At 71.1% G+C, this 26668-nt stretch carries 20 protein-coding genes and 4 pseudogenes; 9 read left to right on the top strand and 15 right to left on the bottom strand.

Translation table 11 applies throughout. From position 1 onward, the window contains the following. Positions 1–173: 173 nt before the first annotated feature. Both ABT063_RS04360 and ABT063_RS04355 read left to right on the top strand, forming a co-directional pair. Positions 174–3278, top strand: coding sequence for a glycoside hydrolase family 2 TIM barrel-domain containing protein (locus ABT063_RS04360; protein WP_351055596.1), 3105 nt, complete (start codon positions 174–176; stop codon positions 3276–3278). Positions 3279–3435: 157 nt separating this feature from the next. Continuing rightward, positions 3436–5679, top strand: coding sequence for a glycoside hydrolase family 9 protein (locus ABT063_RS04355; protein ID WP_351055594.1), 2244 nt, complete (start codon positions 3436–3438; stop codon positions 5677–5679). Here the strand turns inward: ABT063_RS04355 and ABT063_RS04350 are convergent. Beyond that, positions 5670–6530 (bottom strand): annotated as a pseudogene (locus ABT063_RS04350) (cytochrome b N-terminal domain-containing protein); the annotation flags it as partial. The gene ABT063_RS04355 and the pseudogene ABT063_RS04350 sit on opposite strands and share 10 nt — an antisense overlap. On the opposite strand from ABT063_RS04350, the gene ABT063_RS04345 reads away from it, so the two are divergent. Then, positions 6519–6947, top strand: coding sequence for a hypothetical protein (locus ABT063_RS04345; protein WP_351055720.1), 429 nt, complete (start codon positions 6519–6521; stop codon positions 6945–6947). The pseudogene ABT063_RS04350 and the gene ABT063_RS04345 sit on opposite strands and share 12 nt — an antisense overlap. 211 nt (positions 6948–7158) lie before the next feature. On the opposite strand, the pseudogene ABT063_RS04340 reads toward ABT063_RS04345, so the two are convergent. Further along, a pseudogene (locus ABT063_RS04340) lies at positions 7159–7883 on the bottom strand (2OG-Fe(II) oxygenase). 191 nt (positions 7884–8074) lie between these two features. Between ABT063_RS04340 and ABT063_RS04335 the strand changes: the two are divergent. The 3 genes from ABT063_RS04335 to ABT063_RS04325 all read left to right on the top strand — a co-directional run bounded on the left by ABT063_RS04335 (position 8075) and on the right by ABT063_RS04325 (position 10846). Further along, positions 8075–8320, top strand: a complete 246-nt coding sequence (locus ABT063_RS04335; RefSeq protein ID WP_095755269.1) for a hypothetical protein — start codon at positions 8075–8077, stop codon at positions 8318–8320. Positions 8321–8323: 3 nt separating this feature from the next. Next, positions 8324–8701: a toxin Doc gene (locus ABT063_RS04330; protein WP_095755268.1), complete on the top strand. Its 378-nt coding sequence runs from the start codon at positions 8324–8326 to the stop codon at positions 8699–8701. Positions 8702–9220: 519 nt separating this feature from the next. Next, a complete protein-coding gene (locus ABT063_RS04325; RefSeq protein ID WP_351055591.1) occupies positions 9221–10846 on the top strand; it encodes an RICIN domain-containing protein in 1626 nt (541 codons plus the stop codon). 7 nt (positions 10847–10853) lie between these two features. On the opposite strand, the gene ABT063_RS04320 is transcribed toward ABT063_RS04325, so the two are convergent. From ABT063_RS04320 to abmR, 4 genes and pseudogenes are all read right to left on the bottom strand, one after another. Then, positions 10854–12023, bottom strand: coding sequence for a lactate 2-monooxygenase (locus ABT063_RS04320; RefSeq protein ID WP_351055589.1), 1170 nt, complete (start codon positions 12021–12023; stop codon positions 10854–10856). Positions 12024–12115: 92 nt separating this feature from the next. Beyond that, the gene (locus ABT063_RS04315; RefSeq protein ID WP_351055587.1) at positions 12116–12811 is read right to left on the bottom strand and encodes an alpha/beta fold hydrolase; all 696 of its coding nucleotides are present in this window, start codon (positions 12809–12811) and stop codon (positions 12116–12118) included. Next, positions 12808–13053 (bottom strand): annotated as a pseudogene (locus ABT063_RS04310) (cytosine permease); the annotation flags it as partial. The gene ABT063_RS04315 and the pseudogene ABT063_RS04310, both read right to left, overlap by 4 nt. A gap of 375 nt (positions 13054–13428) precedes the next feature. Continuing rightward, on the bottom strand, positions 13429–13980 hold the full coding sequence (gene abmR, locus ABT063_RS04305; RefSeq protein ID WP_351055585.1) for an ATP-binding transcription factor AbmR: 552 nt from the start codon (positions 13978–13980) through the stop codon (positions 13429–13431). A gap of 324 nt (positions 13981–14304) precedes the next feature. Here abmR and ABT063_RS04300 point away from each other — a divergent pair, with 324 nt between their 5' ends. Beyond that, positions 14305–14751, top strand: coding sequence for a protease inhibitor (locus ABT063_RS04300; protein ID WP_351055584.1), 447 nt, complete (start codon positions 14305–14307; stop codon positions 14749–14751). Positions 14752–14893: 142 nt separating this feature from the next. Here ABT063_RS04300 and ABT063_RS04295 read toward each other — a convergent pair whose 3' ends face one another. The 6 genes from ABT063_RS04295 to ABT063_RS04270 form a co-directional block, all read right to left on the bottom strand. After that, a complete protein-coding gene (locus ABT063_RS04295; RefSeq protein ID WP_351055582.1) occupies positions 14894–15115 on the bottom strand; it encodes a CDGSH iron-sulfur domain-containing protein in 222 nt (73 codons plus the stop codon). Further along, positions 15096–15761: a HemK2/MTQ2 family protein methyltransferase gene (locus ABT063_RS04290; RefSeq protein WP_351055580.1), complete on the bottom strand. Its 666-nt coding sequence runs from the start codon at positions 15759–15761 to the stop codon at positions 15096–15098. The genes ABT063_RS04295 and ABT063_RS04290 overlap by 20 nt, the downstream gene beginning before the upstream one ends. Positions 15762–15781: 20 nt before the next feature. Continuing rightward, a complete protein-coding gene (locus ABT063_RS04285; protein WP_351055578.1) occupies positions 15782–16843 on the bottom strand; it encodes an iron-containing redox enzyme family protein in 1062 nt (353 codons plus the stop codon). A 108-nt stretch (positions 16844–16951) separates the two neighbouring features. Continuing rightward, positions 16952–17134: a hypothetical protein gene (locus tag ABT063_RS04280; RefSeq protein WP_351055577.1), complete on the bottom strand. Its 183-nt coding sequence runs from the start codon at positions 17132–17134 to the stop codon at positions 16952–16954. Beyond that, on the bottom strand, positions 17085–18161 hold the full coding sequence (locus ABT063_RS04275) for a Ppx/GppA family phosphatase (RefSeq protein ID WP_351055575.1): 1077 nt from the start codon (positions 18159–18161) through the stop codon (positions 17085–17087). The genes ABT063_RS04280 and ABT063_RS04275 overlap by 50 nt, the downstream gene beginning before the upstream one ends. Before the next feature lie 160 nt (positions 18162–18321). Further along, positions 18322–19824 (bottom strand): MFS transporter, encoded by a 1503-nt coding sequence (locus tag ABT063_RS04270; protein ID WP_351055574.1) that lies wholly within the window; start codon positions 19822–19824, stop codon positions 18322–18324. Positions 19825–19940: 116 nt separating this feature from the next. Between ABT063_RS04270 and ABT063_RS04265 the strand changes: the two are divergent. Together ABT063_RS04265 and ABT063_RS04260 are read left to right on the top strand one after the other, a co-directional pair. Then, positions 19941–20183 (top strand): annotated as a pseudogene (locus ABT063_RS04265) (ArsR/SmtB family transcription factor); the annotation flags it as partial. Between the two features lie 6 nt (positions 20184–20189). Then, the gene (locus tag ABT063_RS04260; protein WP_351055572.1) at positions 20190–20720 is read left to right on the top strand and encodes an SRPBCC family protein; all 531 of its coding nucleotides are present in this window, start codon (positions 20190–20192) and stop codon (positions 20718–20720) included. Positions 20721–20724: 4 nt separating this feature from the next. On the opposite strand, the gene ABT063_RS04255 is transcribed toward ABT063_RS04260, so the two are convergent. The 3 genes from ABT063_RS04255 to ABT063_RS04245 are packed head-to-tail and all read right to left on the bottom strand — an operon-like array spanning position 20725 to position 26568. Next, positions 20725–23541, bottom strand: coding sequence for an NHLP bacteriocin export ABC transporter permease/ATPase subunit (locus ABT063_RS04255; RefSeq protein ID WP_351055570.1), 2817 nt, complete (start codon positions 23539–23541; stop codon positions 20725–20727). Position 23542: 1 nt separating this feature from the next. After that, entirely contained in the window at positions 23543–25765 is a 2223-nt protein-coding gene (locus tag ABT063_RS04250; RefSeq protein ID WP_351055568.1) for an NHLP family bacteriocin export ABC transporter peptidase/permease/ATPase subunit, read from the bottom strand. Beyond that, positions 25762–26568 (bottom strand): HlyD family efflux transporter periplasmic adaptor subunit, encoded by an 807-nt coding sequence (locus ABT063_RS04245; protein WP_351055566.1) that lies wholly within the window; start codon positions 26566–26568, stop codon positions 25762–25764. The genes ABT063_RS04250 and ABT063_RS04245 overlap by 4 nt, the downstream gene beginning before the upstream one ends. Positions 26569–26668 lie beyond the last annotated feature (100 nt).

Genomic DNA, 26668 nt, shown 5'->3' with positions numbered 1-26668 from the left:
GTCATGCGGAACCTCCGCCCGGCCCGTGGTCAAGAGGGAAATCCGGCCGATGTGACGCCTGGGGCAGAAGCTCCTCACCGCACCCTTGACGGCCGCACATGACCAACCGAAAGAATCTGTTTGTTCACGATCAGTTGTGAGTACTTCTGGGCCCTGATGAGGGAGAGCCGCCAATGTCGGTCACTCGCAGATCGGTTTTACTCGCCTCCGCGGCCGCGCCGGCGGCCGGAGCGCTCCTGGGCGCCCCGGCGGCACGGGCCGCGGACGCCGCAGGGCCCGTCGGGGGAGCGTCCGGCCGCAGCACGGTCGCCCTGCGTGACGGCTGGCGCTTCGCGCTGGTCAACCCGGGCGGGATCACCGACCCGACCGGCGCGTACGCCGACGCCGCCGCGCCCGGTTACGACGACTCGGGCTGGCGCACGATCGCCGTTCCGCACGACTGGAGCATCGAACAGACCCCCACCACACAGCACGGCACCACCAGCGGCACCGGCTTCTTCCCCGGTGGCCTCGGCTGGTACCGCCTCGCCTTCACCCTGCCGCCCGCCCTCGCCGGCAAGCGGATCTCGGTGGAGTTCGACGGCGTCTACATGGACTCGTACGTCTACTGCAACGGCACCGAGGCCGGCCGGCACCCCTACGGCTACACCGGCTTCGCCTTCGACCTCACCGACCTGCTGCACACGGACGGCACCACCGAGAACGTGATCGCGGTCAAGGTGCAGAACCGGCTGCCCAGCAGCCGCTGGTACTCGGGCAGCGGCATCTACCGCGAGGCCCGGCTGGTCGTCACCGAACCGGTGCACGTGGCGCGCTGGGGGACGTACGTCACGACGCCGGACATCACCAAGGACCGGGCGCTGGTCAAGGTGCGGACCTCGGCGGTGAACGAGACCGGCACCGCGCGCGAGGTCGAGGTCCGGTCGCGGATCAAGGACGCCCGCGGCCGCACGGTCGCGCGCACGGCGACCACGGTCTCCGTGACCGACCAGACCACAGAGACCCACGAACTCACCGTCGACAGGCCGAAGTTGTGGGACTTCGAGTCGCCCCACCGCTACACCCTGGAAACCGAACTGCGCGTCGCCGGCAAGGCCGTCGACACCTACCGCACCCCCTTCGGCATCCGCACCTTCCGCCTCGACCCGAACGAGGGCTTCCACCTCAACGGCACCTACGCCAAGATCAAGGGCGTCGACCTGCACCACGACCTCGGCGCGCTCGGCGCCGCCGTCAGCATCGACGCGGTCCGCAGACAGATGACCATCATGAAGTCGATGGGCGTCAACGCCTTCCGCACCTCTCACAACCCGCCCTCGCCGGAGATGATCGAGGTCTGCGAGGAGATGGGCATCGTGATGATGGTGGAGGCGTTCGACTGCTGGAAGAGCCCCAAGACGCGGTACGACTACGGCCGGTTCTTCGACGAGTGGGCCGACAAGGACGTCACCGAGATGGTGCTGGCCGCCCGCAACTCGCCCGCCGTCATCATGTGGTCGATCGGCAACGAGGTCTCCGAGTTCACCTCCACCGCCGGCCTCGCCATGGCGGACCGGCTCATCGCCGCTGTCAAGGCGTCCGACGACACCCGCCCGATCGTGATCGGCTCCCACCGGCACCGCAGCCTGCCCGCCGTCGGCTCCCCGGGCGACCTGATCCTCGCCAAGCTCGACGGCCTCGGGCTCAACTACAACACCGCCAAGTCGGTGGACGCCCTGCACGCCCGCTACCCGAACCTGTTCCTCTTCGAGTCGGAGTCGTCCTCCGAGACGTCGACCCGCGGCACCTACCAGGAGCCGGAGCGCCTCAACACCGGTGAGAACTACACGCCGGGCAAGCGGGCGACCTCGTCGTACGACAACAACCTCGCCTCCTGGACCATGAGCGGCGAGTACGGCCACAAGAAGGACCGGGACCGCAAGTGGTTCACCGGGCAGTTCCTGTGGTCGGGCATCGACTACATCGGCGAGCCCACGCCGTACGACGTCTTCCCGGTGAAGGCCTCATTCTTCGGCGCGGTGGACACGGCCGGCTTCCCGAAGGACATGTACTACCTGTTCCAGAGCCAGTGGATCAGTGAGCCCATGGTCCATCTGCTGCCGATGACCTGGAACCACGAGGAGGGCGACACGGTCGAGGTGTGGGCGTACTCCAACGTCGACACCGTCGAGCTGTTCCTCAACGGGAAGTCGCTCGGCACGCGGCGGTTCGACACCAAGAAGACCACCGACGGCCGGGAGTACCTGGAGACCACCGAGGCCACCGGCGACGACAAGACCTTCACCGACGGTCCCTACCCGGGCAGTTACACCAGCCCGAACGGCAGCGCGGGCAAGCTCCACCTCACCTGGAAAGTGCCGTACAAGCCCGGCGAGTTGAAGGCGGTCGCGCGCAGCGACGGCAAGGTGGTCGCCACCGACGTCCTGCGCACGGCCGGGGCGCCGCACTCCATACGCCTCACCGCCGACCGCAAGTCCCTGGCGGCCGACGGCCGTTCGCTGGTCTTCGTCACCGCGGACATCGTCGACGCCCGCGGGGTGCTGGTGCCCGGCGCCGAGCACCTGATCTCCTTCGACGTGACGGGCGGCTCGCTCGCCGGACTCGACAACGGCCGCGAGGAGAGCGCCGAGCGCTACCAGGCGAGCACTCGGACCGCCTTCCACGGCAAGGCGCTCGCGATCGTGCGGTCCGGAACGAAGCCGGGCACCCTGAAGGTGGCCGCCCGCGTGGAGGGCCTGCGGTCGGACACCGTGACCGTGCGGACCGTGCCCGCCCGCTCGGCGGCGACCACTCCGGCGGCCGCGTTCCAGCCCGACCACCCGGCGCCCCCGAACTATCCGTACGCGGACGCCAGTTACTCCGGCCGCCCCGACACCCTGCCCGCCGCGATGCTCGACGGCGACCCGGCCACCGGCTGGTCCAACGCCTTCAACAAGGCGGCCACCGCCCTGCTGCCCGCCTTCAACGGGGCCCGGGCCGAGGACTGGGTCTTGGTGGACTTCGGGCGGACCAGGACCTTCGACCGCGTGGAGGTCTCCTTCACGCTGAGCGCGACCCACAGCCTGCCCGCCTCCGTCGAGGCCGAGGTGTGGGACGGCCGCCGGTACCTGCCGGTGAAGGGAGCGGCCGTCGACTGGGCCACCGCCTCCGACGAGCCGACGGTGATCACCTTCGACGCCATCCGCGGCTCCCGGCTGCGCCTCACCCTGTCCAGCGGCCACCCGGGCGAGGTCCAGGGCGCGGTCCGCATCAGCAAGCTCGAGGTTCCGGCCGGCTGAGCGGCCCGCTGAGGCGACTTCGGTACGGTCCGGACGGGAATCAGTCCCGTCCGGACCGTTGACGGGGTGTCATGCCTCAAACAAGCATGGCCTGCGTCCGCATCTGGGAGCGCTCCCATCCCGAGCGTCACCCGCACCTCTCCCGAGGAGCCCAGACGTGAAACGACGCAGAACCGCCTTGCTGTCCCTGACGGCCCTCTTGGCAGCGGCACTCGTGGGCCTTCCCGCCCCCGGGGTCGCCGCCGAGGAGGTCGAACAGGTCAAGAACGGCACCTTCGACACCACCACCGCCCCTTGGTGGGCGTCCAGCAACGTCACCGCGGGCCTGTCCGACGGACAGCTCTGCGCGGACGTGCCGGGCGGCACCGCCAACCGCTGGGACGCCGCTGTCGGCCAGAACGACATCACCCTGGTGAAGGGCGAGTCGTACAAGTTCGCCTTCACCGCGAACGGTTCGCCCGACGGGCACGTCGTCCGGGCGATCGTGGGTCTGTCGGTGGCCCCCTACGACACCTACTTCGAGGTCACCCCGCAGCTGAGCGTCTCCGGGAACTCGTACGCCTACACGTTCACCTCACCCGTCGACACCACGCAGGCCCAGGTCGGCTTCCAACTCGGCGGCACCGCCGACCCGTTCCGCTTCTGCATGGACGACGTGTCGCTGCTGGGCGGAGTGCCGCCCGAGGTGTACGAGCCCGACACAGGCCCCCGGGTGCGCGTCAACCAGGTCGCCTATCTGCCGGCCGGCCCGAAGAACGCCACGCTGGTCACCGACGCGACCGCGAAGCTGCCCTGGCAGCTGAAGAACTCCGGCGGCGCGGTCGTGGCGCGGGGCTGGACCGCCCCCCGGGGCACCGACGTCTCATCCGCGCAGAACGTCCACTCGATCGACTTCGGCGCCTACAACAAGCAGGGCACCGGCCTCACCCTGGTCGTGGACGGCGAGACCAGCCGCCCCTTCGACATCGGCACGAGCGCCTACGACAAGCTGCGCCTCGACGCCCTGAAGTACTACTACATGCAGCGCAGCGGCATCGCGATCCGCGACGACCTGCGCCCGGGCTACGGCCGTCCCGCCGGGCACGTCGACGTGGCACCCAACCAGGGCGACTCGAACGTGCCGTGTCAGCCGGGGGTCTGCGACTACACCCTCGATGTCACCGGCGGCTGGTACGACGCCGGCGACCACGGCAAGTACGTCGTCAACGGAGGCATCTCCACCTGGGAGCTGCTGAGCACGTACGAACGTGCGCGGCACGCCCGCACCGGGCAGCAGGACAAGCTCGGCGACGGCACGCTGGACATCCCCGAGAGCGGCAACAAGGTGCCGGACATCCTCGACGAGGTCCGCTGGGAGCTGGACTTCCTGCTGAAGATGCAGGTGCCCGACGGGCAGCCGCTGGCCGGCATGGCCCACCACAAGATGCACGACGAGCAGTGGACGGGTCTGCCGCTGCTGCCGAGCGACGACCCGCAGAAGCGGGAGCTGCACCCGCCGAGCACCCAGGCCACGCTGAACCTGGCGGCGACGGCGGCGCAGGCGGCCCGCCTGTACAAGCCCTACGACAAGGCGTTCGCGGCCAAGGCCCTCGCGGCCGCCCGCAAGGCGTGGACGGCGGCACTCGCCCACCCGGAGATGTACGCCGACCCGAACGACGGCATCGGCGGCGGCGCCTACTCCGACTCCGACGCCACCGACGAGTTCTACTGGGCTGCGGCCGAGCTGTACCTCACCACGGGGGAGAAGCCCTTCGCCGACCACGTCCTCACCTCGCCCGTCCACACCGCCGACATCTTCGGCCCCCTCGGCTACGACTGGGCCAGGACGGCGGCCGCGGCCCGGCTGGACCTGGCGACCGTGCCCAGCAAGCTGCCCGGCCGGGACAAGGTGCGCCAGTCCGTCGTCAAGGGCGCCGACCGCTACCTGGCCACGCTCAAGGCGCAGCCGTACGGCATGCCGTACGCCCCCGCCGACAACCTCTACGACTGGGGCTCCAACCACCAGATCCTGCACAACGCGGTCGTCATCGCCACCGCGTACGACATCACGGGCGGCTCGAAGTACCGTGACGGAGCCCTGCAGAGCATGGACTACATGTTCGGCCGCAACGCGCTGAACATCTCGTACGTGACCGGCTACGGCGAGGTCAACGCCCAAAACCAGCACAGCCGTTGGTACGCCCGCCAGCTCGACCCGAAGCTGCCGAACCCGCCCGACGGCACCCTCGCCGGCGGGCCGAACTCGAGCATCCAGGACCCCTACGCACAGAGCAAACTCCAGGGCTGCGTCGGCCAGTTCTGCTACATCGACGACATCCAGTCCTGGTCGACCAACGAACACACCATCAACTGGAACTCGGCCCTGACCCGGATGGCGTCCTTCGTGGCGGATCAGGGCTGACGCTGACGTTCCACGAGTTCCCCCGGCCGCTCGTGGGCGGTCAGGGTGTGGAGCCGGGCCTGATCGAGCGGCTGGTGCACCTCGACGTACTCGCCGTGCGGCAGCCGCTTGATCACGCCGGTCTCCCGGCCGTGCAACACCAGTTCTCTGTCCCGGAGTCGGAGTCCGAGACAGATGCGGCGGGTGACGACGAAGACGACCGCCGGGACCACGAACACCCCGATACGGACCGCCCACGTCACCGTGTTGATCGACAGGTGGAGGCGGGTCGCCACGATGTCGTTCCCGCCGCCCGCCAGCAGGACCAGGTAGAGGCTGATCCAGGCCGCGCCGATCGCCGTACGCACCGGCCGGTTGCGCGGGCGGTCCAGCAGGTGGTGCTCGCGTTCGTCGCCCGTGATCCTGGCCTCCAGGAACGGGTACACGCCGATGAACACCAGCAGGAGCGGGAAGACGACGATCGGGATCAGCACGCCGAGGACCAGTGTGTGGCCCCACAGGGTGATCTCCCAGCCCGGCATGATCCGGACCAGGCCCTCCGCGAAGCCCAGGTACCAGTCGGGCTGGGCGCCCGTGGAGACCTGGTCGGCGCGGAAGGGGCCGTACTGCCAGACCGGGTTGATGGTCGCCACGGCCGAGATCAGGGCGAGCACCCCGAAGACGAGAAAGAAGAAGCCGCCCGCCTTCGCCATGTACACCGGCATGAACGGAGCGCCGACGACGTTGCGTTCGGTCCGCCCGGGGCCCGCGAACTGCGTGTGCTTGTGGTACACGACCAGCAGGATGTGGGCCACCACGAGCGCGGCCATGATGCCGGGGATCACCAGGATGTGCAGCGAGTGAGGTCTTGCGGAAGACGAGGAAGGGCACGTGGTGATCGAGCTCCCCGAGGGTCCTGGTGGGACTGGGACGTCGTCGAGTGGAACGCGGGCCGGCTGCGCCTGGGCGCCGGACACGACATCTCCTGCGCACATCACCTGGAACTGGTCTTCGGCGACCCGGTCTTCGTCCGGTGCCCCGCGGCGTTCCAGGATCCGGTCTTCCGCGCACCGGCCCGGGACGAGACACAGCTGCTCGCCGATCAGACCGGCGAGCAGCCGCCCGTCGTCCTGGCCTTCGAAGCGGACGCGGGCGGCCCGGCCCGCGCCTCCTGCCTGATCGCCGCCGGACAGCTCGACATCGTCCCGGGCACCGTCTTCCGGTACTGGCGCGCGCACCTGGCCGCCGGGGAGCGCCTCGCTCCCTGGGTACGGCCTCCCGTGGCCTGAGGCCTGCCCGGCGGATCACGCGCTCGATCAACCTCGCGCGGGGCCCCCTTGCGTCGCCCGGCGCGGCAGCGGCTGCGGTCACAGCCTCCTCCGCCTCGCAGTCGGCCGCACCCGCCCCGCTCATCACCCGCGGTTGTGCGGCGCCGCAGCTTCCCCGCGACCTGATCCGCCGGACAGGCCCTGACCGGCTCCCGCGAAAGCCCCCCGAGGCTCAGGACGCGTCGTGGAAGACGATCCCGAGGGCGTGCCGGCCGCCCGAGCGGACCGTGCTCACCCCGTGCCGCATCGGCCCGGCCGACCAGCCGCGCCGGGTGCGCACCGGCCGCTCCCGCGTCGTGAAGACCAGGCCGTGGCCCTGCCGGAGCACGCTCGCGATGCCCCGGGACTGAGCCCTGGGCCGCTGCTCCACCATCAGGAACTCGCCGCCCGTGTAGTCCGTGCCGTACACGTCGAGACCCACGACCACCTGGAGCGGGAAGAGCATGTCGCCGAACACGTCACGGTGCAGGGCGTTCCAGTCGCCCTCCCCGTAGCGCAGCAGAATCTGCGCCGACCTGTCCTGCCCCCGGCCGCGTGGCAGCGCTCCAGCCACTCCTCCAGCGAGTCCGGCCACGGCGCCGGCCGGCCCAGCCGAGCCGCCCACTCCCGGGCGATCGGCAGCAGCCGCGGGTAGAGGGCCTCGCGCAGGGCGGCGACGGCGGTGGGCAGGTCGTGCGTGAAGTAGCGGTACTCCCCGGACCCGAAGCGGTGCCGCGCCATGTCGACGGTGGTCCGGAACAGCTCCGGTTTCTCGTACAGCGCCGCCAGATCACGGCACTCGGCGGGCGTCAGCAGCCGCTCGGTCGGCGCGCACCCGTGCACGTCCAGCTCCGAGGCCAGCGCGGCCCAGTCGGTGCCGGCGACTCGTCGGTGGGCCCCTTCGATGGTGAGGGTCATGAGGCTAGCCCCTCTTCTTCCTCGTCTTCTTCGTCCTGTGTTTCCCGTATCCCCTCTACGAGTCTGCTGCCCCGTCCGCCCGGCGTCCGGCGGGAATCGGACATGGCGCTTCCACCCCTCCGGTACCGCCGTACTACCGGCTTGACCTGGCGGTATTTACGAGTAAGTACCCGCGCGGTACCGTGAGGGGTATGCCAGCTCTCAACGTGGAGTTCAGCGACCGCGAGCTAGAGGACCTCAGGCAGATCGCCAAGGAGCGCGGTACGTCGATGAAGGCCCTCGTGCGGGAGGCCGCCGCGGCCGACATCGCCCGGCACCGGGCGCTGCAGGAGGGCGCGGAAGCCTTCCGCCGGTTCTTCGCGTCCCACGCCGACGAGTTCGCGGCCGCCTTCCCCGAGGATGAACCGCGCGCCAAGAGCGAGGGACGGGTCGCCTGACCGATGGCTCCCGTCGTCCACATCGATGTGCCCTGGCTGCTCCAGCGGCACGAAGAGGTCCTGCCGGACCAGCCCACGATCAACGACTTCTCGGCGCTGGTCGCCGCCGTCGCCCGTCACCGCGTCGATCCGCCGCGCCTCGGCGTGGACTCCGACCCCGCCTGGCGGGCCGCCGCACTGCTGCACACCCTCGCCCTGCTCAAGCCCCTGCCGTCGGCCAACGCCCGCTTCGCCTGCGCGACGGCCGTGGCGTACATGTTCGTCAGCGGCGTCGGTATCGACCCGCCCTACGGCGCCCTGGTCGACCTCGCCCGCGATCTGATCTCCGGCAAGACCGACGTCTACGGCGCGGCCGACCGGCTGCGCTCCTGGCAGATCTGACCCCTCCGCAGATCCGGTCCCACCGGCGGCGGCCGGCCGCATGCCCTCGGGGCCGCCGACCGAGGGCGGGAGGAACGGGGTCGGCGGCCGTCTGCGCGCAGGAGAGCCGCCGTCCTGCGCGGGGCCTCCGAGGAGTGGCCGGTTCCAGTGCACTACCCGGTGCCCTGCGCCGGGAGCGCGCGTTGCGCTCCGGCGCGTGCGCGGGTTTCACACGGGGCGCGTGCGCCAAAGTGAAAGCCGTTGCCAATCGGATGAGTCGGGGCGGCATTTGACTTTCCTTCAACGGTATGGATGTTGCCCAAGCGCCTTGTTGGTCATGTGTGACTTGTGGAAGGGTGAACAGCCGGTGTGGGGGGTAAGGGGCCGGCCGGCATTCGTCCCGTGGGGAACCGGGGCGTATGGATGTTGGTGAATTCGTGCTCCCCGCGACCGCGGCCGAAAAGGTGCGTGCCGATCCGGGTTCCTTTTCGGCAGCCATGACTTCTGTCAGTCCCATGTCCGTGGGAAGGAATCCACTCAGTGCCCACCCCCCACCCCCCTCGCCCGCCTTACCCCCCGCCCGGCGGGGCTTCCGAAGAATCCGACGAGAGTCTCGGCGCCGCGCTGAGAGCCCGTCCGGACGGTGAGTCGGGGCCGGCCGTCGCGCTGCTCATGGCACGGCACTGGCAGCCGGCCCACGACTACGCGGTGATCTGCCTCGCCTCTCCGGCGGACACCGCCTCCATGGTCACCGCTGCCGCCTACCACCAGGTTCTCGACCGGCTGGCCCTCGGCGAGCCCGGCGTGGCGTTACGTCCCCGGCTCCTGGTGGCCGTCCGGGACACCGTCCGGGAGTGGTCGGCCGAGGGTCGAATATCCGGTGTATTGCCGGAGTTGGGGAAACCGGCCGGAGGGCGCGGTATGCGCGCGGCCAAGTCCATGACGCCCGAAAACCGCAAGTTGGCCGAGCGTTCATTCCACACGCTTCCCGGACTCGCCCGGTGTTTGCTGTGGCATGTCGAGGTGGAGGCGGAACCAATAACCATACCCGCCGGTCTCCTGGGCATGGATACCGACACAGCGTCGGCGGCTCTCGAACAAGCGCGTGAAAAATTCCGCGAGGGTTGTGTACATGCCCATCGGGAACTGGCGCCGACCAAGGATTGCCGCTTCTACAACCGCCTCCTCGATGTTCCGATTCGCCGGGGCGGAGCCCTGCTGCCTGATGTGCAGCACCATCTGGGGGAGTGCCGACACTGCCGTAACGCAGCCGAACAACTGAGCCATTTCGAGGGCGGACTGGGTGTCCTGCTCGCCGAGGCGGTGCTCGGCTGGGGCGCCCGGCGCTATCTCGACACCCGGCCCGGGCGCTCCCGGCAGACGCCGCGGACGCGCGGCTCCGCCCGGCACGGCGGCGGACGCCGCCGTCTGCTGCCGGGGATCCCCACACCGGGCCGCCGGACCCCGGGCGGACCGCGCTCCTCCCGGACGCTGCTGACGGGGGTGGGTCTCGCCTCCGCCGGGCTGCTCGCGACGGTGTTCGTCGCCGGCCTGTGGTCGGACGACGACGGTGCCGACCCGGCCGCCTCCACCAACGCGATCGGCGGTGTCGGCGTGGCACCGGGCAACGGCCCGACCCCGCCGACGGCGTCCTCCGCGCCGGGTACCGCCCAGCTTCCCGTCGTCCCGGACCGGACCCGGCTGCGCAACGCGGCCGCCGACCTGTGCGTCGACATCACCGGCAGACCCGAGGCCGGGCGCGGCACCGAGCTGGCGGCGTGCTCGTCGGCGGCCACCCAGCAGTGGTCGTACGAGGACGACGGACTACTGCGCAGCGTGGCGGACCCCCACCTGTGCCTGGACTCGCACCTGGACGCCGGCGTGGTCGTCCTCGGCAGCTGCGCAGGCGAGAAGGCCAAGCGGGCGGACGATGTGCGCTACGACCTCACCGTGCAGGGGGAGTTGCTGCCCCGCTGGGACGAGCAGCTCGCCCTCACCTCCACCACCGAGGACCCGGGCGCCGACATCGTCGTCAAGGTCCGCGACGACTCCGACCGACAACGCTGGCTGACCGACCCACCGGCGACGGCCAGCCCCGGCTCGCTGTCGGACCCCGGCACTCAGACGCCGTCGGCGCGGGCCGTAACGCTGTCGGACAGGACCTAGCCACCGGTCACGCCGAATCCTCCACGAGGTCGGTGCGACCCACGGTGGCCGGCGTGGCGTGGCCCGACAGGGCGAGGGTGAGGTCGAACTCGGCGAGCAGGCAGCGGATCACGTGCTCGACGCCGGGCTGTCCGTCGAGGCCGAGTCCGTAGACGTACGGCCGTCCGACCAGGACCGCCCGCGCGCCGAGCGCGAGGGCCTTGAAGACGTCGTCGCCGGAGCGGATGCCGGAGTCGAAGAGCACGGTCAGGCGGTCGCCGACCGCTTCCGCGACCCGCGGCAGCGCGTCGGCCGCCGCGACCGAGCCGGCCACCTGGCGGCCGCCGTGGTTGGACACCACCACTGCGTCCATCCCGGCGTCGGCGGCGAGGCGGGCGTCGTCCGGGTGCAGGATGCCCTTGAGGACGATCGGGCCGTCCCAGTTCTCCCTGAGGAACGCCAGGTCCGGCCAGGTCTTGCCGGGGTCCGCGAACATGCCCACGAAGTGCATCACCGCCGCGTTCGGATCCTCGTGCACCGGCTTGACCAGGCCTGCCTGGAAGGCCGGGTCGGAGAAGTAGTTGGCGGTACCGACGCCGCGCAGGAAGGGCAGGTACGCCTGGTCGAGGTCGCGTGGCCGCCAGGACAGCAGCGGCGTGTCCAGCGTGACGACCAGTGCGGTGAACCCGGCCGCCTTCGCCCGGGCCAGGAAACTCCGGGCCACCTCCGGATCCTTCGGCCAGTACAGCTGGAACCAGCGCTCGGTGTCCCCCATCGCCTCCGCGACCTGCTCCATCGGCGTACTGGACGCCGACGACAGGATGTACGGCACGCCCTGCGCCGCGGCAGCCCGGGCGGCGGCAGGCTCCGCGCCCGGATGCATGATCGACAGCACACCGACCGGCGCCAGCGCCAGCGGAGCGGGCAGCGCGCGGCCCCACAGCTCGACGGACAGGTCGCGCTCGTGCACGTCCCGCAGCATCCGTGGCACGATCCGGCGCCGCTCCAGCGCCGCCCGGTTGGCGCGGGCCGTGCTGCCGTCGCCCGCGCTGCCCGCCACATAGCCGACCGGGCCGGGGCCGAGCCGCTGTTCGGCCAGCTCCTCCAGCCGGTCGAGATCGGTGGGCAGGCGCGGTACCGCGCCCGACATCCCGTTCAGATAGATCTCGTACTGGAAGTCCGCCCAGTGCTTGCCCATGCGTACCGCCCCGCCTCTCCTCGTCGAGCAGCGCCGTCCCGACGATCCTGGGTGAGCAGGCGGCAGCCCGTCCACCAGGGGCGGGCCAGGAGTCAGGATCCGGCGGCCGACTCGTGCAGGATCCGGGCCAGTTCGCGGGGCCGGGAGAACATCGGCAAGTGCCCGGTGTCCATCTCGACCAGCTCCCAGTGCTCGCTCTTGAGCAGTTCGGCCGCGGCGGGCATCGGCTCGTCATCGTCGAGCAGGCACTTGATGTACGTGGCGGGGAGGTCGCCGAGGGAGCGGGTGAGGACGGCCGGTTCGGTGAGCGTGGCTCCCGGGTGCGGTGTCGAGCCGTCGACGATCCGGGCGATCTGCTCGTCCGTCAGTTCCTGGCCGGCGTACTCGGGCGCGGGCAACGGCGGCCAGAAGCCGCCGCCCGCCGTGATCGCCTCGCGCACGGAGTCGCTCGGCCAGCCCGAGAGGAACGTCTCCCCGTCGACCGGAACGTTCGAGTCGACGAACACCACGCGCCGCAGCCGGTCCCCGATCAGCTCCGCGGCCTGCCCGACCGGGATCCCGGAGTAGCTGTGTCCGACGAGGACGACTCCGCGCAGATCGAGGCGCTCGACCTCGCCCACGATGTCCTGCACGTGGGTCTGCTGCCCGGCGGGAACACCTTGCTTCTCGGCGAGGCCCGACAGCGTCAGAGGATGGACGTCGTGCCCGGCCGAGCGCAGCTCGGCCGCCACCTCGTCCCACGCCCACGCGCCGAGCCAAGCACCGGCCACAAGTACGAAGTTGGTCATGCCCGCAACTTAGCGGACGGGTCTGACAATGGCTCGTCGTCGCCCTTCGCGCCCGGCCCGCTGATCGGCGGCACCGGAATCTCGACGGTGCGCGCCAACCGCGCCCCTTCGGGCCCGTACACCGCCCGCGGCTCGGGGAACAGCCGCAGCAGCGCCAGGAACAGCACCGCGGCCACCGCCAGCGACAGCGGCAGGCTGATGTCGACGCCGTTCGCCAGACCGCCCAGCGGGCCGACGAACTGCGATCGGGAAGGCGCCGAGGACACAGGTGGAGAAGGTGTTGGCGCCGCCGAAGGCGAGCCGGAAGAGGTCGAGCGGGCTGGCGGTGCGGTCCGCGTCGGGGATGCGCTCCACTCCGTGGGTTTCGACCTCGGTGAGGGACGGGGGCGGTGCCACGGGGGAGGAGTCGGGCAGCGGGGGCAAGGGGGCTCCAGCGAGGGGACGGCGGTGGAGCGCGCGGTGGCGCGGTGGCGCGGACGGCCGGTCGCGGTCGCTGGGGTGTGCGGCCCGAACGGATGCCGTCCTCTCGGGGATCTGCCGACCGTAAGGCCGTGCGCCGGATCCACACCAGAGGACGGTTCATCCATCTCGTGGGCTGAAAGTGGACGATTCCTCCATCATTTGTCGTCGGTCGGCGTGTCCTCCGGTTCGGCGTCGGGACCCTGTGCCCGCACTCGCTGGACGTGTTCGAGGGACTCCCGCAATTCGGTGAGCCACTCGTCGGCGTGCCGCTGGACCAGGCGGACGCACCAGGCGAGGGCGTCGCTGCGGCTGCGGGCGACGCCGCCCGCGATCAGGGTGTCGAGGACCTGGCGCTCGGGCTGGCGCAGCCGCGTCATGACAGGCGCCGCCACATGCGTGAACAAGGCCCGCTGCCCGCCGCACTCCACGCCCCAGGAGACCTTCCGGTCGAACCGGTGCTCGGCCTCGCGGGCCACTGCGATCCGGGTATCCCGGGTGCGCTCCCGGAACTCCTGGATCCGGCCCTGGACGGCCGCCTCCCGCTCGGCGGGCGAGACGTCCTCGCCCAGCCGGGGTTCGGGGATGCGGCCGATCACGGTGATCTCCTCGCGGTCGGCCGTCACCTCGACCAGACCCTCGAACAGGTCGTCCGGCAGGCGGCCGGCGAACCAGCCGCGCAGCTTCTCATGGTGCTCGTTCGTAATCATGTAATCACGATTACTCCGATCGAACATGAACACAAGGGGCCGCGAGGGGCTGCGCTGACGGCTGAAGCGGAATGTTTCAGGCCTATTGCCGAGCGGGGGCAATCCGGCCATACGGCCCGATCGAGCGATCAAGAATCGCTCACTCAAAGGGTTGGGGCGTTCGAATTCCGTGACTTCACGCCACTGATTCAACACGCAATGTTACTGAAACCCATGGGGTCGATGTGAGTTTCGGCGGCGGACTCGGCAGACTCGCGCTCGCCGTTCCGGCACCGATCGAGCCGGGTGCGGCACACCCTCGAATTGAGCGGAAGGATGCACACAATGCGGAACACCGCGCGTTGGGCAGCGACCATCGGCATCACGGCCACCGCCGTCTGCGGCCCCCTCACCGGGGCCGCCCTCGCCGCCCCGGGCACAGCACCGTCCACCGCCCCGACCACGCTCTACGCCCCCTCGGCCCTGGTGCTCACCCTGGGCCACGGCGAGAGCGCGGCCACCGCCACCCCGCACCGTGCCGTCACCCTGACCTGCGCCCCGACCGCCTCCGGAACCCATCCGGCCGCGGCCCAGGCGTGCGCCGAACTGCGCACCGCCGAAGGGGACTTCGATGCCCTGACGGTCAGGGGCGGCATCGCGTGCACCAAGGAGTACGACCCCGTGGTGGTCACGGTCGACGGCGTCTGGCGGGGCCAGCGCGTCTCCTATGAGCGCACCTTTGCCAACGAGTGCGTGAAGAGCACCTACGGGAGCAGCGTCTTCACGTTCTGAGGGACCGGGATCGCACGGTCCCCGTGACCCTCCCGGGGGGCCCGCAGATGGGGAGTGTGCCCCTGGCTCGGGGACGTGTGATCTCGCACCGGGGGTCGGCGGACGGAGTGGGGCCGCCCGCCGACCCCTCGGGTCATTCTCGTCAGTCCTCGCCGCGGCGACCGGTTTCGCTTCTGTCCCGGTGGCTGGTGTCGCACCAGGGATAGCGGCGGCTGCGGCGGCAGGTGCACAGGGCCACGCGGAAGCGGTCTGAGGACACCGTGGTGCCGTCCTCGAGTTCCACTTCCACCGGGCCCTCCACCAGGATCGGGCCCCGGCGCCGCACCGTGATCCGGCGGGGCCGGTCAGACGGGGAGTTCGGCACGGACGACCACCAGCTCTTCCTTCTGTTCGGCGGGGGACAGCAGGCCGCGCTCCCGCAGCCAGTCCTGCCGGGCGCGCAGCACCGGACCGAAGGCGATCCGGCGACGGCGGGTCACGGCGGCCTTGAGGCCGGCCGCGCGCAGACGCTCGACCGTCCGGCCGGGGTCGCTCAACGCGGAGTGCACGATCAGCAGGACGCCGCCGGGGCGCAACCGTGAGGGTGCCTCACGGCAGATCCGGTCCAGTACGAACCGCCCGTCCGGGCCCGCGTCCCAGGAGCGGGCGGTGCCCCGGGGCGGCCGTCCGGCCTCCGGCGTCGGTACGTACGGCGGGTTCGTCAGGATGAGGTCGAACGACCGGTCGCCGACGGGGGAGAAGAGGTTCCCGCGTCGGATGCGCACCGGCAGCCTCGCCAGCCAGGCGTTCAGCCGAGCCGTGAGCACCGCGCGCCAGGACACGTCCACCGCGGTCACCCGGGTGTCGCGGCGGGCGGCCGCGAGGGCCAGCGCGCCGGTCCCGGTGCCGATGTCGAGGACGTCCGCACCCGGCCGGAGCGGTTCCTCGGACAGGGCGCGGACCAGCAGGGCGGTGTCCTCCTGCGGGGTGTAGACACCCGGGAGGGTGAGCGGCGGCACGAGAGAGGTCACTCCCTCCGGGTACCCCGAATTCAGGAGATACCGGGAATTTCGGAGGGGTGCGGTGTGCGTGGCGCAGGTGGCGGGGGCGTGCGCGACGACGAATCCAGAGGCGTGCGCAGCGACGACCGGCCCTCCTGCCAGTCGGCGAGCAGCCGCGCGGCGAACCGGTCCTCGACGTGACCGGTGGCGTCGATGCCGAAGGTGACGTCGGCGGCGAGATGCGGCTCCTCGGCCAGCAGACCGCCGATGACGTCGTGGCGCACGACCTGCTCGTGGACCGCGTCGGCCTCGACGTGCTCGTCGTAGAAGAACTCGGCGGCTGGCCCGGCGTTCGTGCGGCGCATCGCCTCGGCCAGGCGGCGCGAGCCGGGGGAGGACGTGACCTCGACCGCGGCGAAATGGCCCACCAGGGCGCCCCGGAGCGCTCGGTGCAGGCCGAAGAGGGACATGAGGTTCACCGTGGCCAGGGCCTGGGCGCAGGCCGCGTCGAGGTAGCGGCCGTACGTCGTCTCCAGGCCCAGGTCGGCCATCAGGTCGGCGAACAGCCGCGCGTGCACCCGGTCGGGGCGGCCGCCGCCGTACTCGTCGAACTCCACCGCCGCCATGGCCGCCTTGGCCCTGCCCCACAGCCGCGGCAGCACCCAGGCGTGCGGGTCCGCCTCCTTGAGGTGGTAGAGGGAGCGCTGGGCGGCGTACTCGCGCAGCTGCCACAGCTCGCCCTCCTTGCGCAGGTAATGGGTGACGCCCGTACCGTCGACCGGCTCGACCAGGAGCTCCTCGACGGCCTCTTCGACGCTGTCGTGGACGGTGGTGTCCGCGCGCAGGGCGGACAGGAAGCGGTGCTCCAGTGCCGCGCGCGTGTGCAGCAGGTCCGGGTCCCACTCGCGCTCGGGGGCCACGCCCGCGAAGCCGCGGTAGTGCAGTTCGTAGCAGAGGTAGAGGGCGAGCTGGAGGTCGTCGCCGTAGACGGCCGACCCTGCGACGTCCTCGTGGCGCGGCAGCGGTCCGGAGCCCAGCAGGTACTCCTCGACGGCTGCCGAGACCGGGCCCCGGGCGGAGGGCAGCGGTGGTTCCGCGCGGTCGTGCGGCATGCGCCCCGGGTACCCCGCCGGTACCGGGACACCCACCCGCGTGGTCGCCGATCTGGCTCGGCGGGCCGCCCTCCGTGGCCTGGGCACCGCCCTCGTAGAGCCCTCAGGTCAGTCCTCGCGGGACTGCTCCTGGGCATCGGTGTTGGGGGTGATGGCCTCCCCGGCCTCACCCCTGCGGCGTCGCTGCTCGGTGGAGTCCCCGGTGCGCCGCTCGGCGTCCTCGATCTCGCGCAGGACTTCCTCAAGCGCCGTCTCGGGCTGCTTGTCGTTCCGGTTCCGGTCGTGGGACACGGCTGTCTCCTTCCTTGGTTCGGCTGGTCGGGGGCGCGATGCGCAGCGGCACCGGATCCGGTGCCGCTGCCTCCTCGTTGCGGCGGGCGATCTCCGCCCACCAGGCCGCCCCGTCCTCTATGTGGCGCAGCAGGACCCCCTCGCGGATCGCCCACGGGCAGACCGTGAGCGTCTTGATCCCGGTCAGCTTCATGGCGGTGTGCCCGACCACCGCACCGGCCAGGCTCTGTGCCGCGCGCGGCGCGGAGATGCCGGGGAGCGCGGCGCGTTCGGCGGCCGGGCGGGCGGCCAGGTGGTCGACCGCCTCCCGCAGGTCGGGGCGGTGCAACAGGCGTTCCACGAACGGGCCGTGGCGGCCGGGTGGGGCTCCGCACAGGCGGCCCAGCTGCTGGAAGGTGCGGGAGGTGGCCACCGCCGTGCGGGGTCCCTCCCAGCGGATCCGGGCGGCGACGTCCCGCAGTTGGTGGCGGACCTTGCGGCGCAGCGCCCGCACCAGTTCCGGCGGCGGCGGGTCCTGGTCCTCGAAGAACTCATGGGTCAGCCGTCCCGCGCCGAGCGGCAGCGAGGCCACGAAGTCCGGCAGCCGGCCGCGGCCGAAGGCCACCTCGAGCGAGCCGCCGCCGATGTCCAGCAGGGCGAGCGGCCCCGACCGCCAGCCCATCCAGCGCCGGGCCCCGAGGAACGTCAGCTCGGCCTCCACCTCGCCCGGCAGGGTGCACAGAGCGACCCCGGTGCGCGCCCGGACGGTACGCAGCACCTCCTGGCGGTTCGGGGCGCTTCGCACCACGGCGGTCGCGAAGGCCAGCGGGTCGGCCGCGCCCCATCGGGTCGCGGTCCTGCTCGCTTCGGCGACCGCGTCGACGAGCCGCTCCACGGCCTCCTCCGGAACCGGGCCCCCGGGCCGCACGTGATCGGACAGCCTCAGGCGCCATTTGGCGGTGTGGACCGGCAGCGGCACCCCACCCTCCGCGTCCGCCACAATCAGCCTGACCGTGTTCGATCCGACATCCACCACGCTGATTCGCATGGACCGGTGGGTACCCACTCGCGGCACTGTCCAACGCTGGCGGAGCTGTCCGACATTCGAGCGAAAAGGTGTCAAGCCGAAAAGGCGCCAAGGACAGAGGGGCCGCCGTCTCCCTGCAGACGGCGGCCCCTCGGACCAGGGGCGGCTCAGGCGAGGCAGCTCACATGTGGACGACCGGTGCGGCGTTCGGGTCCTGCTCCGGCACCCCGCGCCGGTACAGCAGGAACGCGATCAGCGTGCCGGCGGCGAAGAAGCCCGCCGACCACCAGAAGGCGGTGGTGTAGCTCTCGATCGTCGCCTGGGCCTGGGTCAGCTTGTTCGTCGGGTCCTTCCCGGCCAGGTAGTCGGTCGCGGCGCTCGCGGCCAGCGTGTTCAGCAGCGCCGTACCGATCGAACCGCCCACCTGCTGCATCGCGTTGACCGTGGCGGAGGCGACGCCCGCGTCCTCGGCCGCCACTCCGCCGGTGGCCAGCTGCATGGCCGGCGGCATCACCAGACCGAGGCCCGCGCCGATCACGATCAGCTGCGGCAGCACCGCGCTCGCGTAGTGCGAGTCACTCCCGATGCCGGTCAGCCAGGCCATGCCCACCGCGGCGATCGCGAAGCCCAGCGGGATGACCGCCTTCGGTCCCATCCGGGGCACCAGGGCCGTGGTGCCGAACTGTGCGGCCACCATCAGCGCCGCCACCATCGGCAGGAACGCCACACCGGTCTTGGTCGGGCTGAAGCCCAGGTTCAACTGCAGGTAGTAGGTGAGGAAGAGGAACACACCGAACATGCCCGCGCCGGAGATCAGCACGGCCAGGAACGAGGCCGCGCGGTTGCGGTCGAGCAGGATGCGCAGCGGCAGCAGCGGGTGCGCGGCGCGGGTCTGCCACCAGGCGAAGGCGGCCAGCAGCACACCGCCCGCGAACAGGAAGCCCCAGGTGGACGCGGAGCTCCAGTCGTGCGTCTCCGCGTTGGAGAAGCCGTAGACCACGGAGAACAGACCGGCGGCGACCAGGACGGTGCCCGGCACGTCCAGTTTGGAGTTCGCGGCGTCGCGGTGGTTGGACAGCAGCAGCCAGCCGCCCGCGAAGGCGACCACGGCGATGACGACGTTGACGTACAGCGTCCAGCGCCAGTCGAGTGCGTCGGTCAGGATGCCGCCGAGCAGCAGGCCGACCGCGCCGCCCGCGCCGGCGATGGCGCCGTACACGCTGAACGCCCTGGCGCGCTCGCGGGCGTCCGTGAACGTCGTGTTCAGCAGTGAGAGCGCGGCGGGTGCGAGGAGCGCGCCGAAGGCACCCTGCAGGGCGCGGGCCGTGACCAGCATCTCGAAGTTGGTCGCGGCGCCGCCGAGCGCGGAGACGGCCGCGAAGCCGACGATGCCGATGAGGAAGGCCGGTTTGCGGCCGAACAGGTCGGCTATGCGCCCGCCGAGGAGCAGCAGGGAGGCGAACGCCAGCGCGTACGCGGTGACGATCCACTGCCGGTTGCCGTCGGAGAACCCGAGATCGGCCTGCGCCGACGGCAGGGCGATGTTCACGATGGTGGCGTCCAGGACCACCATCAGCTGGGCGAGGGCGATGACGGCGAGAATCCACCACTTCCTGGACGAGGCGGCGGCTGACGAGCCGAGGGCGCCCTCCCGGGCACTCTCGGGCAGAGTCTTCTGAGACATCGGGGAACTCCAGGGAAGTCGTCCGAACGTAATGAGTACGTAAACGAAACTGTTTCGTACACATCGAGGCTAGACCACTTTAAGCGAAACGGCAAAGTTTCGATGTGGGTGCGGGTCTGAAGGTGCTCAGCGAGGCGGGCCTGGTCCGGGTCCGGCAGGACGCCCAACGCCGCGTCTACGCCCTCGATCCGGCCCCGATCGCCGAGCTCGACGCCTGGCTGACCCCGTACCGCAAGCTCTGGAACAGCAGCCTGGACGCTCCCCCACGCCCGGCTTCGCTCGCGCGGGGGCACCCCCACGGCCGCCGCCTCGACGAGACGGCGTCGGACGACCCACAGGACCCCGTCCCGAAGGACTGAACCGCCATGTCCGTCGAACTCACCGGCACCTACCTGACCCTGGACGACGGCCGCCCGGCCGTCCGCTTCAGCCGTACCTACGACCATCCCGTCGAGCGCGTCTGGCGGTTCGTGACCGACGCCGACGAACTCGCGCAGTGGTTCCCGTCCCGCGCCGAGATCGAGCTGCGCCCCGGCGGCGCGATCAAGTTCAGCGGCGACCCTAACCTGGAGGACACCACGGCCCGGGTGATCGCCGTCGAGGTGCCCCGGCACCTGTCCTTCGAGTGGGGCGGCGACGAGCTGCACTTCGACCTGGAGGCCCTGGACGACAAGCGCACCCGTTTCACGCTCACCAACGTCCTGATCGCCGAGGACACCGCCGCCCGCAACGGCGCCGCCTGGGAGGTGTGCCTGGCCGCCCTGGACGCGTGGACCCGCGACGAGAAGTTCGGTGGCCCGCACGCCGGGGCCACCGCGCCCTGGAAGGATTTCTACGAGGGCTACGTCGAGGCCGGTGTCCCGTCCGGTGCCCCCGTCCCGGGCCTCGGCACCTGATCCGTCACGCCATCTGCCGCCGCACCAGCTCGTGCAGCCGCCCCCCGGTGTCCGCGAGCAGGTGCGCGGGCGCGCCCTGCTGGGCGACCTTGCCGTCCTCCATCACGATCACCCGGTCGGCGTCCAGCACCGTCGACAGGCGGTGCGCGATGACGATCCGGGTGGCGTTGAGGGCCTTGGTGCTCTCGATGACCGTGCGCTGTGTCTCGTTGTCGAGGGCGCTGGTCGCCTCGTCGAAGAAGAGGATGCGCGGCCGGCGGATCAACGCCTGGGCGATCATGAGGCGTTGCCGCTGACCACCCGAGATGGCGCCGCTGCCCGAGACGATCGTGTGCAGGCCCATCGGCATCCGCTTGATGTCCTCGGCGAGTCCCGCCATCTCGGCCGCCGCCATCGCCTCCTCCGGCGTGTACGGCTCGGTGCCGCAGATGACGTCCAGGATGGAGCCGGTGAACGGCTGGGCGTGCTGGAGGACCACACCGCACTGCCGCCGTACGGCCGACTGGTCGAGGGCGGCCAGGTCCTGACCGTCGTACAGCACACTGCCCGAGACCGGTTTGTCGAAGCCGATCAGCAGCCTGAGCAGCGTCGACTTGCCGCAGCCGCTGGGGCCGACGATCGCCACGAACTCGCCCGGCCGTACCTCGAACGACACGTCGTCCAGCACCAGCGGACCGTCGTCGGAGTAACGGAAGGCGAGCCTGCGGGCCTCGAGCCCTCCGGACAGCGGGCCCGGCCGGGTGCTCGCCGTGCGCACCTCGGGCGTCGCCTCCAGCACCGGCTTGATCTCCTCGAACAGCGGCAGCGCGGCCACCATCGAGACGAAGGAGCCGGTCAGCTGGGTGACGGCCGTCAGCAGCATCGTCACCGAGGTGTTGAAGGTGAGGAACGCGGCCGCCGACATCGTCCCGCGCGCAGGGCCCGCCAGCAGCATGAACATCAGCAGCGAGCACAGCGGCAGATACACCGCGCCCATCACCGTCGTGAGGTTCTTGATGCGCCCGACCCTCTGCTGCAACTCGCGGCTGCGCGCGAACTGGGAGGCCCATGCCGCGTAGGCGTAGTTCTCGGCCGCGGCCACCCTGAGTTTCGGCAGGCCACGCAGCGTCTGGAACGCCTGGTTGTTCAGCTTGTTGCCGAGCACCACCAGCCGCCGCTGCCAGCGCACCTGCCACAACCCGAGCCCCAGGAACACACCGGCGATGACGACGAGCATCCCGATCGCCGCCAGCGCCATCGGGACGCTGTACCAGAACAGCAGCCCCAGGTTCATCGCACCCACGGTCACCGACTGGGCGACGACCGGTCCGACGCCCGCCATCAGCCGACGGATCGAGCTGATGCCCATCGCCGCGCTCGCCAGTTCGCCGGTCGAGCGCTCGGTGAAGAACTTCGTCGGCAGACGCAACAGCCGGTCCCAGACGGCCGGTTGAAGCGTCGCCTCGATACGGCCCTCCAGCCGGAGGATGGTGAGGTTCTGCAGCAGCATGAAGGCCGCCGCCACCACGCTGCTGATCATCACGGCCAGACAGACCTGCACGATCAGCTCGCTCTGCGCCTTCGGCACGAACTCACCGAGCACCTTGCCGGTCGCGATCGGCACCAGCGCCCCGATCGCGACCGTCACCAGGCCACTGACCAGCAGGTTCGTCAGGTCCCCACGCGTGCCGCGCATGCTGAACCGCAGCAGCCGCAGCGGGCTCAACACCCTGTCCGGCAGCGGACGGTAGAACATCACCGCGCGCGGCTCGAACTCCTCCGCGTTGGCCTTTTCGATCGGTGTCTCGCGGCCGGTCGACGGATGCACGGCCACGTATCCGCCGCGCCGCCACAGCAGTGCGACCGGTGCGCCGGACAGGGCCCGGTGGCCCACCAGCGGTCCGACGTTGTCGTGCCACCAGTGGCCCTCCAGGCGAATGGCCCGGGTGCGCACGCGCGAGGCGAGGGCGACCTGCTCGACCGGATCGAGGCGGTCGCTCTCCGTGCCGGACTGCGCGGGCTCGGCGAGCGTGATCCCGGCCGCCTGCGCGACCAGCCTGCACGCCGCGTAACTGGCGTCCGCGTCGGCGGCCGTGGTGCGCTGCGAGGACCGCTTGCCGATCGACGCCAGCAGCGTCCGGTCGGCCTGGGCGCGCACCGCCTCACCGGCCCTGATGCCCTCCGCCGTGCGGGTCTCGTGGGTGCGCTCCAGATCCTCGATCCAGCGGTCCAGCGTGGTCAGCAGCCGGTACTGCTGGTCGACCATGCTCTGCCAGACCGCCGGGTCCATCAGCAGATCGGCGGCCGCCTCCGCGCCGTACAGCGAGCCGTACTGCACGCTGCCCGGCGGCACCTGCATCCAGAAGACGTCGTCGTCGGTGAGCGCGGCGGCCCGTTCGGTTGCCATCGGCGCCTGGAAGAGGATCGACAGGCTGCGGCCGACGCCCAGGGCGAGGGCGTACTCCAGGGGGCTCGTCGTCGGCGGTACGTACTGGGGGTTGCCGTACTCGTCGTAGGACCAGGTCTGGGTGCTCGCGGGCTGGTACAGCTCGCGCAGCTCGATGCGGCGTACCACGCAGTCCCGCAACGGGCGTGCCACCAGGGTGTGCTGGGGTCCCGCCACCGGGCCCAGCAACAGGGAACCCGCCTCCAGGCGGCCCAGGTGGTGCCAGTGGCCCTGCTGCCCGGCGTCCACCGCGAACAGGTCGACGGCCCCGGCCGCGACCAGCCACAGCACCTGCGGTCCTTCGAGGTCGATACGGCTGAAGCCGGCGCAGTCGATGGGCGTGCCCAAGGACCCGAGCGCGCCCAGGACGAGGTCCCCCTCGTGCGCGGTCGTCATCTCAGTGCTCCCTGACCAGCTGGGCGTACGCGCCACCGCGCGCCACCAGCTCCTCGTGCCGCCCGCGCTCCACGATCGTGCCCTGTTCGAGTACGACGATCTCGTCGCTGTCGCGCACGGTGCTGAGCCGGTGCGCGATCACCACACAGGCACAGCCGCGCTTGCGCAGGTTGTCCATCACCACCAGCTCGGTCTCCGCGTCCAGCGCGCTGGTCACCTCGTCGAGGACCAGGATGCTGGGCCTGCGTACCAGCGCCCGGGCGATCTCCAGGCGCTGGCGCTGCCCGCCGGAGAAGTTACGGCCGTCCTGCTCGACCTTGCTGTGGATGCCACCGGGCCGCCGCATGACCATGTCGTACAGGGCCGCGTCCCGCAGCGCGTCCACCACCGCGTCGTCCGGGATCGACGGATCCCACAGCGCCACGTTGTCCCGGACCGTGCCCTCGAAGAGGAACACGTCCTGGTCGACGAAGGAGACGGAGGCCGCCAGCGCCCCGCGCGGGATGTCGTCCAGGCGCTGCCCGTCGATACGGATCACACCCTCCCAGGGCGCGTACAGGCCCGAGATCAGCCGGGACACCGTCGACTTGCCGCTGCCGGAGCCACCGACCAGCGCGACCTGCTGGCCCGGGCCGACGGTCAGGTCGAAGCCGGTGAGCAGCGGTTTGTCCAGCGGGTTGTAGCCGAAGGAGATGTTCTCCAGCTCGACATGGCCGTGCAGGCGGCGCGTCGACTCGCCGGCGCCGGGGCGGCCGTAGAGCGGGTCGGCCTCGAAGTTCTCCACGTCCTTCAGGCGTGCCACGTCGGCCGCGAAGTCCTGGATGCGGCCCGCTACGCCGTTGAGGCGGGTGATCGGGGCGGTGAAGCGGGTGACCAGCGCCTGGAAGGCCACCAGCAGGCCGACCGAGATGCCGCCCTCCACCGCCCGCATACCGCCGATCCACAGGATCAGCGCGCTGTTCAGGGTCGCGAGCGTCGGCGCGACCACACCCAGCCAGGCGCTCGGCACCCCGAGCCGCTGCTGCTCCTCCAGCGTGGTGGCGTGCTGCCCGGCCCACTTGCGGAAGTAGCCGTCCTCGCCGCCGGTCGCCTTCATCGTCTCGATCAGCTGAAGGCCGGTGTAGGCGGTGTTGGTGAGCCGGGCGCTGTCGGCGCGCAGCTTCGCCGTACGCGTGGCGCGCAGCCGGATGACGACCCGCATGGCCACGATGTTCAGCAGCGCCACGCCGATGCCGACGAACGTGAGCTGGGGGTCGTAGGTGTAGAGCAGTACCGCGTAGAGGACGACGACCACGGCGTCCACGCCCGCCGCCGCGAGATCGCGGGCCAGCGTCTCGGCCACCTGGTCGTTGGACTGCAGCCGCTGCACCAGGTCGGCCGGGCTGCGCTGGGAGAAGAACGTCACCGGCAGCCGCAGCAGGTGGCGCAGGAAGCGGGCGCTGGAGAGGGTGGAGGAGATGATGCGGCCGCGCAGCAGGTTCGCCTGCTGCAACCAGGTCAGCACCAGCGTGAGCAGCACGCACGCGCCCATCGACGCGAACAGCACGGAGAGCAGGGAGGTCTGGTTCCCGATCAGGAACTCGTCGATGTAGGTGCGGCTGAGCGCGGGCACGGCCGCGCCGACCACCACCAGCAGCAGGCTCGCCAGCACCGCCGCCGGCATCGTGCCCGCGGTGCCGCGCAGCCGGGCCGGCATCGCGCCCAGCACGCCCGGCTTGCGCCCGCCCCTGGTGAAGCCCTCGCCGGGCTCCATGACCAGGACGACACCGGTGAAGCTGCCGTCGAAGTCCTCCATGGGCACGAAACGGCGGCCCTTGCCGGGGTCGTTGATGTACACCCCGCGGCGGCCGAAGCGGCGGCCCATGCCGTCGTAGACGACGTAGTGGTTGAACTCCCAGAACAGGACGGCGGGTGTCTTCACCCCGGCCAGGGCGGCCGTGTCCATCTGCATGCCCTTGGCCGTCAGGCCGTAACTGCGGGCCGCCTTCAGCAGGTTGCTGGCCCGCGAGCCGTCCCGGGACACACCGCAGGCGATGCGCAGTTCCTCCAGTGGGACGTGCTTGCCGTAGTGGCCGAGCACCATCGCCAGGGAGGCGGCGCCGCACTCGACCGCCTCCATCTGGAGCACGGTGGGCGTGCGGACGGTCTTCGACTTCCCCTTGGGGACGGGGCGCTTGGGCGGGGCGGCGCGGCGCCTGCCGCGGGTGTCCTGTGCGGCGGTCACGGCAGCAGCCAATCGGCGGGATGCTGATCGGCCAGCCGGATCGATCCCGTGGCCATCGTCATGGAGGTGAGCGCGAACGGCGGCCCGTCCGTGGACGACCACTTGTAGCCGCTCTTGGTGTCGGACGACTTGTCCAGCTTGACCAGGACGGCCACCGGCCTGCCGTCCTTGGTGAACTGCTCGCCGAGTTGGCTGTCCCCGAGGAACCCGGAGATCTGCTGGGCGGACTGGGCGGAGCGGTCCACCGACTTCACATGGCCGCGCAGCACGCCGTACTCCTGCGTGGGCACCGACTGGACGGTCAGGTCCACGGAGGCGTTCGCGGGAATGGAGGCCGCGTTCTCGGCGGGCACGTACACGGTGGCGTACAGGGGGTCTTTGGGGTGGGCGACCTTCTCCACGGCGGCGACGTTCGCGCCGGTCTGGATGATCTGCCCGATGGTGGCGGCGAGCGCGGTGATCCGGCCCGCGGTGATGGTGCGCACGACGCTGTCGCCCTCGGCCGTACGGACCTTCAGGACGGGGGAGTCGGCGGGCAGCCGCTCGCCTTCCTTGGCGAGGACCGCGGTGACCTGGCCCGCGACCGGGCTCTGCAGGATGTAACTGCCCTGCCCGTGCGTGAGGATGGCGGGCGCGCTGACCGTGGAGGCGACCGAGCCGGTCACCGCCCACACGGACGCGGCGGCCATGACGACCACCGTCACGGAGAGGACGAGCCAGCCCTGAGGGCGGGCGAAGCGCACCGGAAGGTCGAGCTCTTCGGGCGACTGCAGCTTGGCGAGGGCCTGTTGGCGGAACTGCACGGAACTTCCCTCACCTGTGGGACCTGTGGGAGAGATCTTTTACGGCATCCGAGAGTCCCGGAGCCGGGATACGGCTCCGGGACTCAACGGTCACAAAAGG

The sequence above is a fragment of the Streptomyces sp. NPDC002838 genome (assembly GCF_040295365.1).
Classification (GTDB): domain Bacteria; phylum Actinomycetota; class Actinomycetes; order Streptomycetales; family Streptomycetaceae; genus Streptomyces.
This window is presented reverse-complemented; position numbering and strand designations above follow the sequence as displayed.

Bases quoted from the DNA above. Each gene is read 5' to 3' on its own strand.
- ABT063_RS04360 (WP_351055596.1), top strand. From the start codon at position 174: ATGTCGGTCACTCGCAGATCGGTTTTACTCGCCTCCGCGGCCGCGCCG.
- ABT063_RS04335 (WP_095755269.1), top strand. From the start codon at position 8,075: ATGCCAGCTCTCAACGTGGAGTTCAGCGACCGCGAGCTAGAGGACCTC.
- ABT063_RS04330 (WP_095755268.1), top strand. From the start codon at position 8,324: ATGGCTCCCGTCGTCCACATCGATGTGCCCTGGCTGCTCCAGCGGCAC.
- ABT063_RS04320 (WP_351055589.1), bottom strand. From the start codon at position 12,023: ATGGGCAAGCACTGGGCGGACTTCCAGTACGAGATCTATCTGAACGGG.
- ABT063_RS04315 (WP_351055587.1), bottom strand. From the start codon at position 12,811: ATGACCAACTTCGTACTTGTGGCCGGTGCTTGGCTCGGCGCGTGGGCG.
- abmR (WP_351055585.1), bottom strand. From the start codon at position 13,980: ATGATTACGAACGAGCACCATGAGAAGCTGCGCGGCTGGTTCGCCGGC.
- ABT063_RS04300 (WP_351055584.1), top strand. From the start codon at position 14,305: ATGCGGAACACCGCGCGTTGGGCAGCGACCATCGGCATCACGGCCACC.
- ABT063_RS04285 (WP_351055578.1), bottom strand. From the start codon at position 16,843: ATGCCGCACGACCGCGCGGAACCACCGCTGCCCTCCGCCCGGGGCCCG.
- ABT063_RS04275 (WP_351055575.1), bottom strand. From the start codon at position 18,161: ATGCGAATCAGCGTGGTGGATGTCGGATCGAACACGGTCAGGCTGATT.
- ABT063_RS04270 (WP_351055574.1), bottom strand. From the start codon at position 19,824: ATGTCTCAGAAGACTCTGCCCGAGAGTGCCCGGGAGGGCGCCCTCGGC.
- ABT063_RS04260 (WP_351055572.1), top strand. From the start codon at position 20,190: ATGTCCGTCGAACTCACCGGCACCTACCTGACCCTGGACGACGGCCGC.
- ABT063_RS04255 (WP_351055570.1), bottom strand. From the start codon at position 23,541: ATGACGACCGCGCACGAGGGGGACCTCGTCCTGGGCGCGCTCGGGTCC.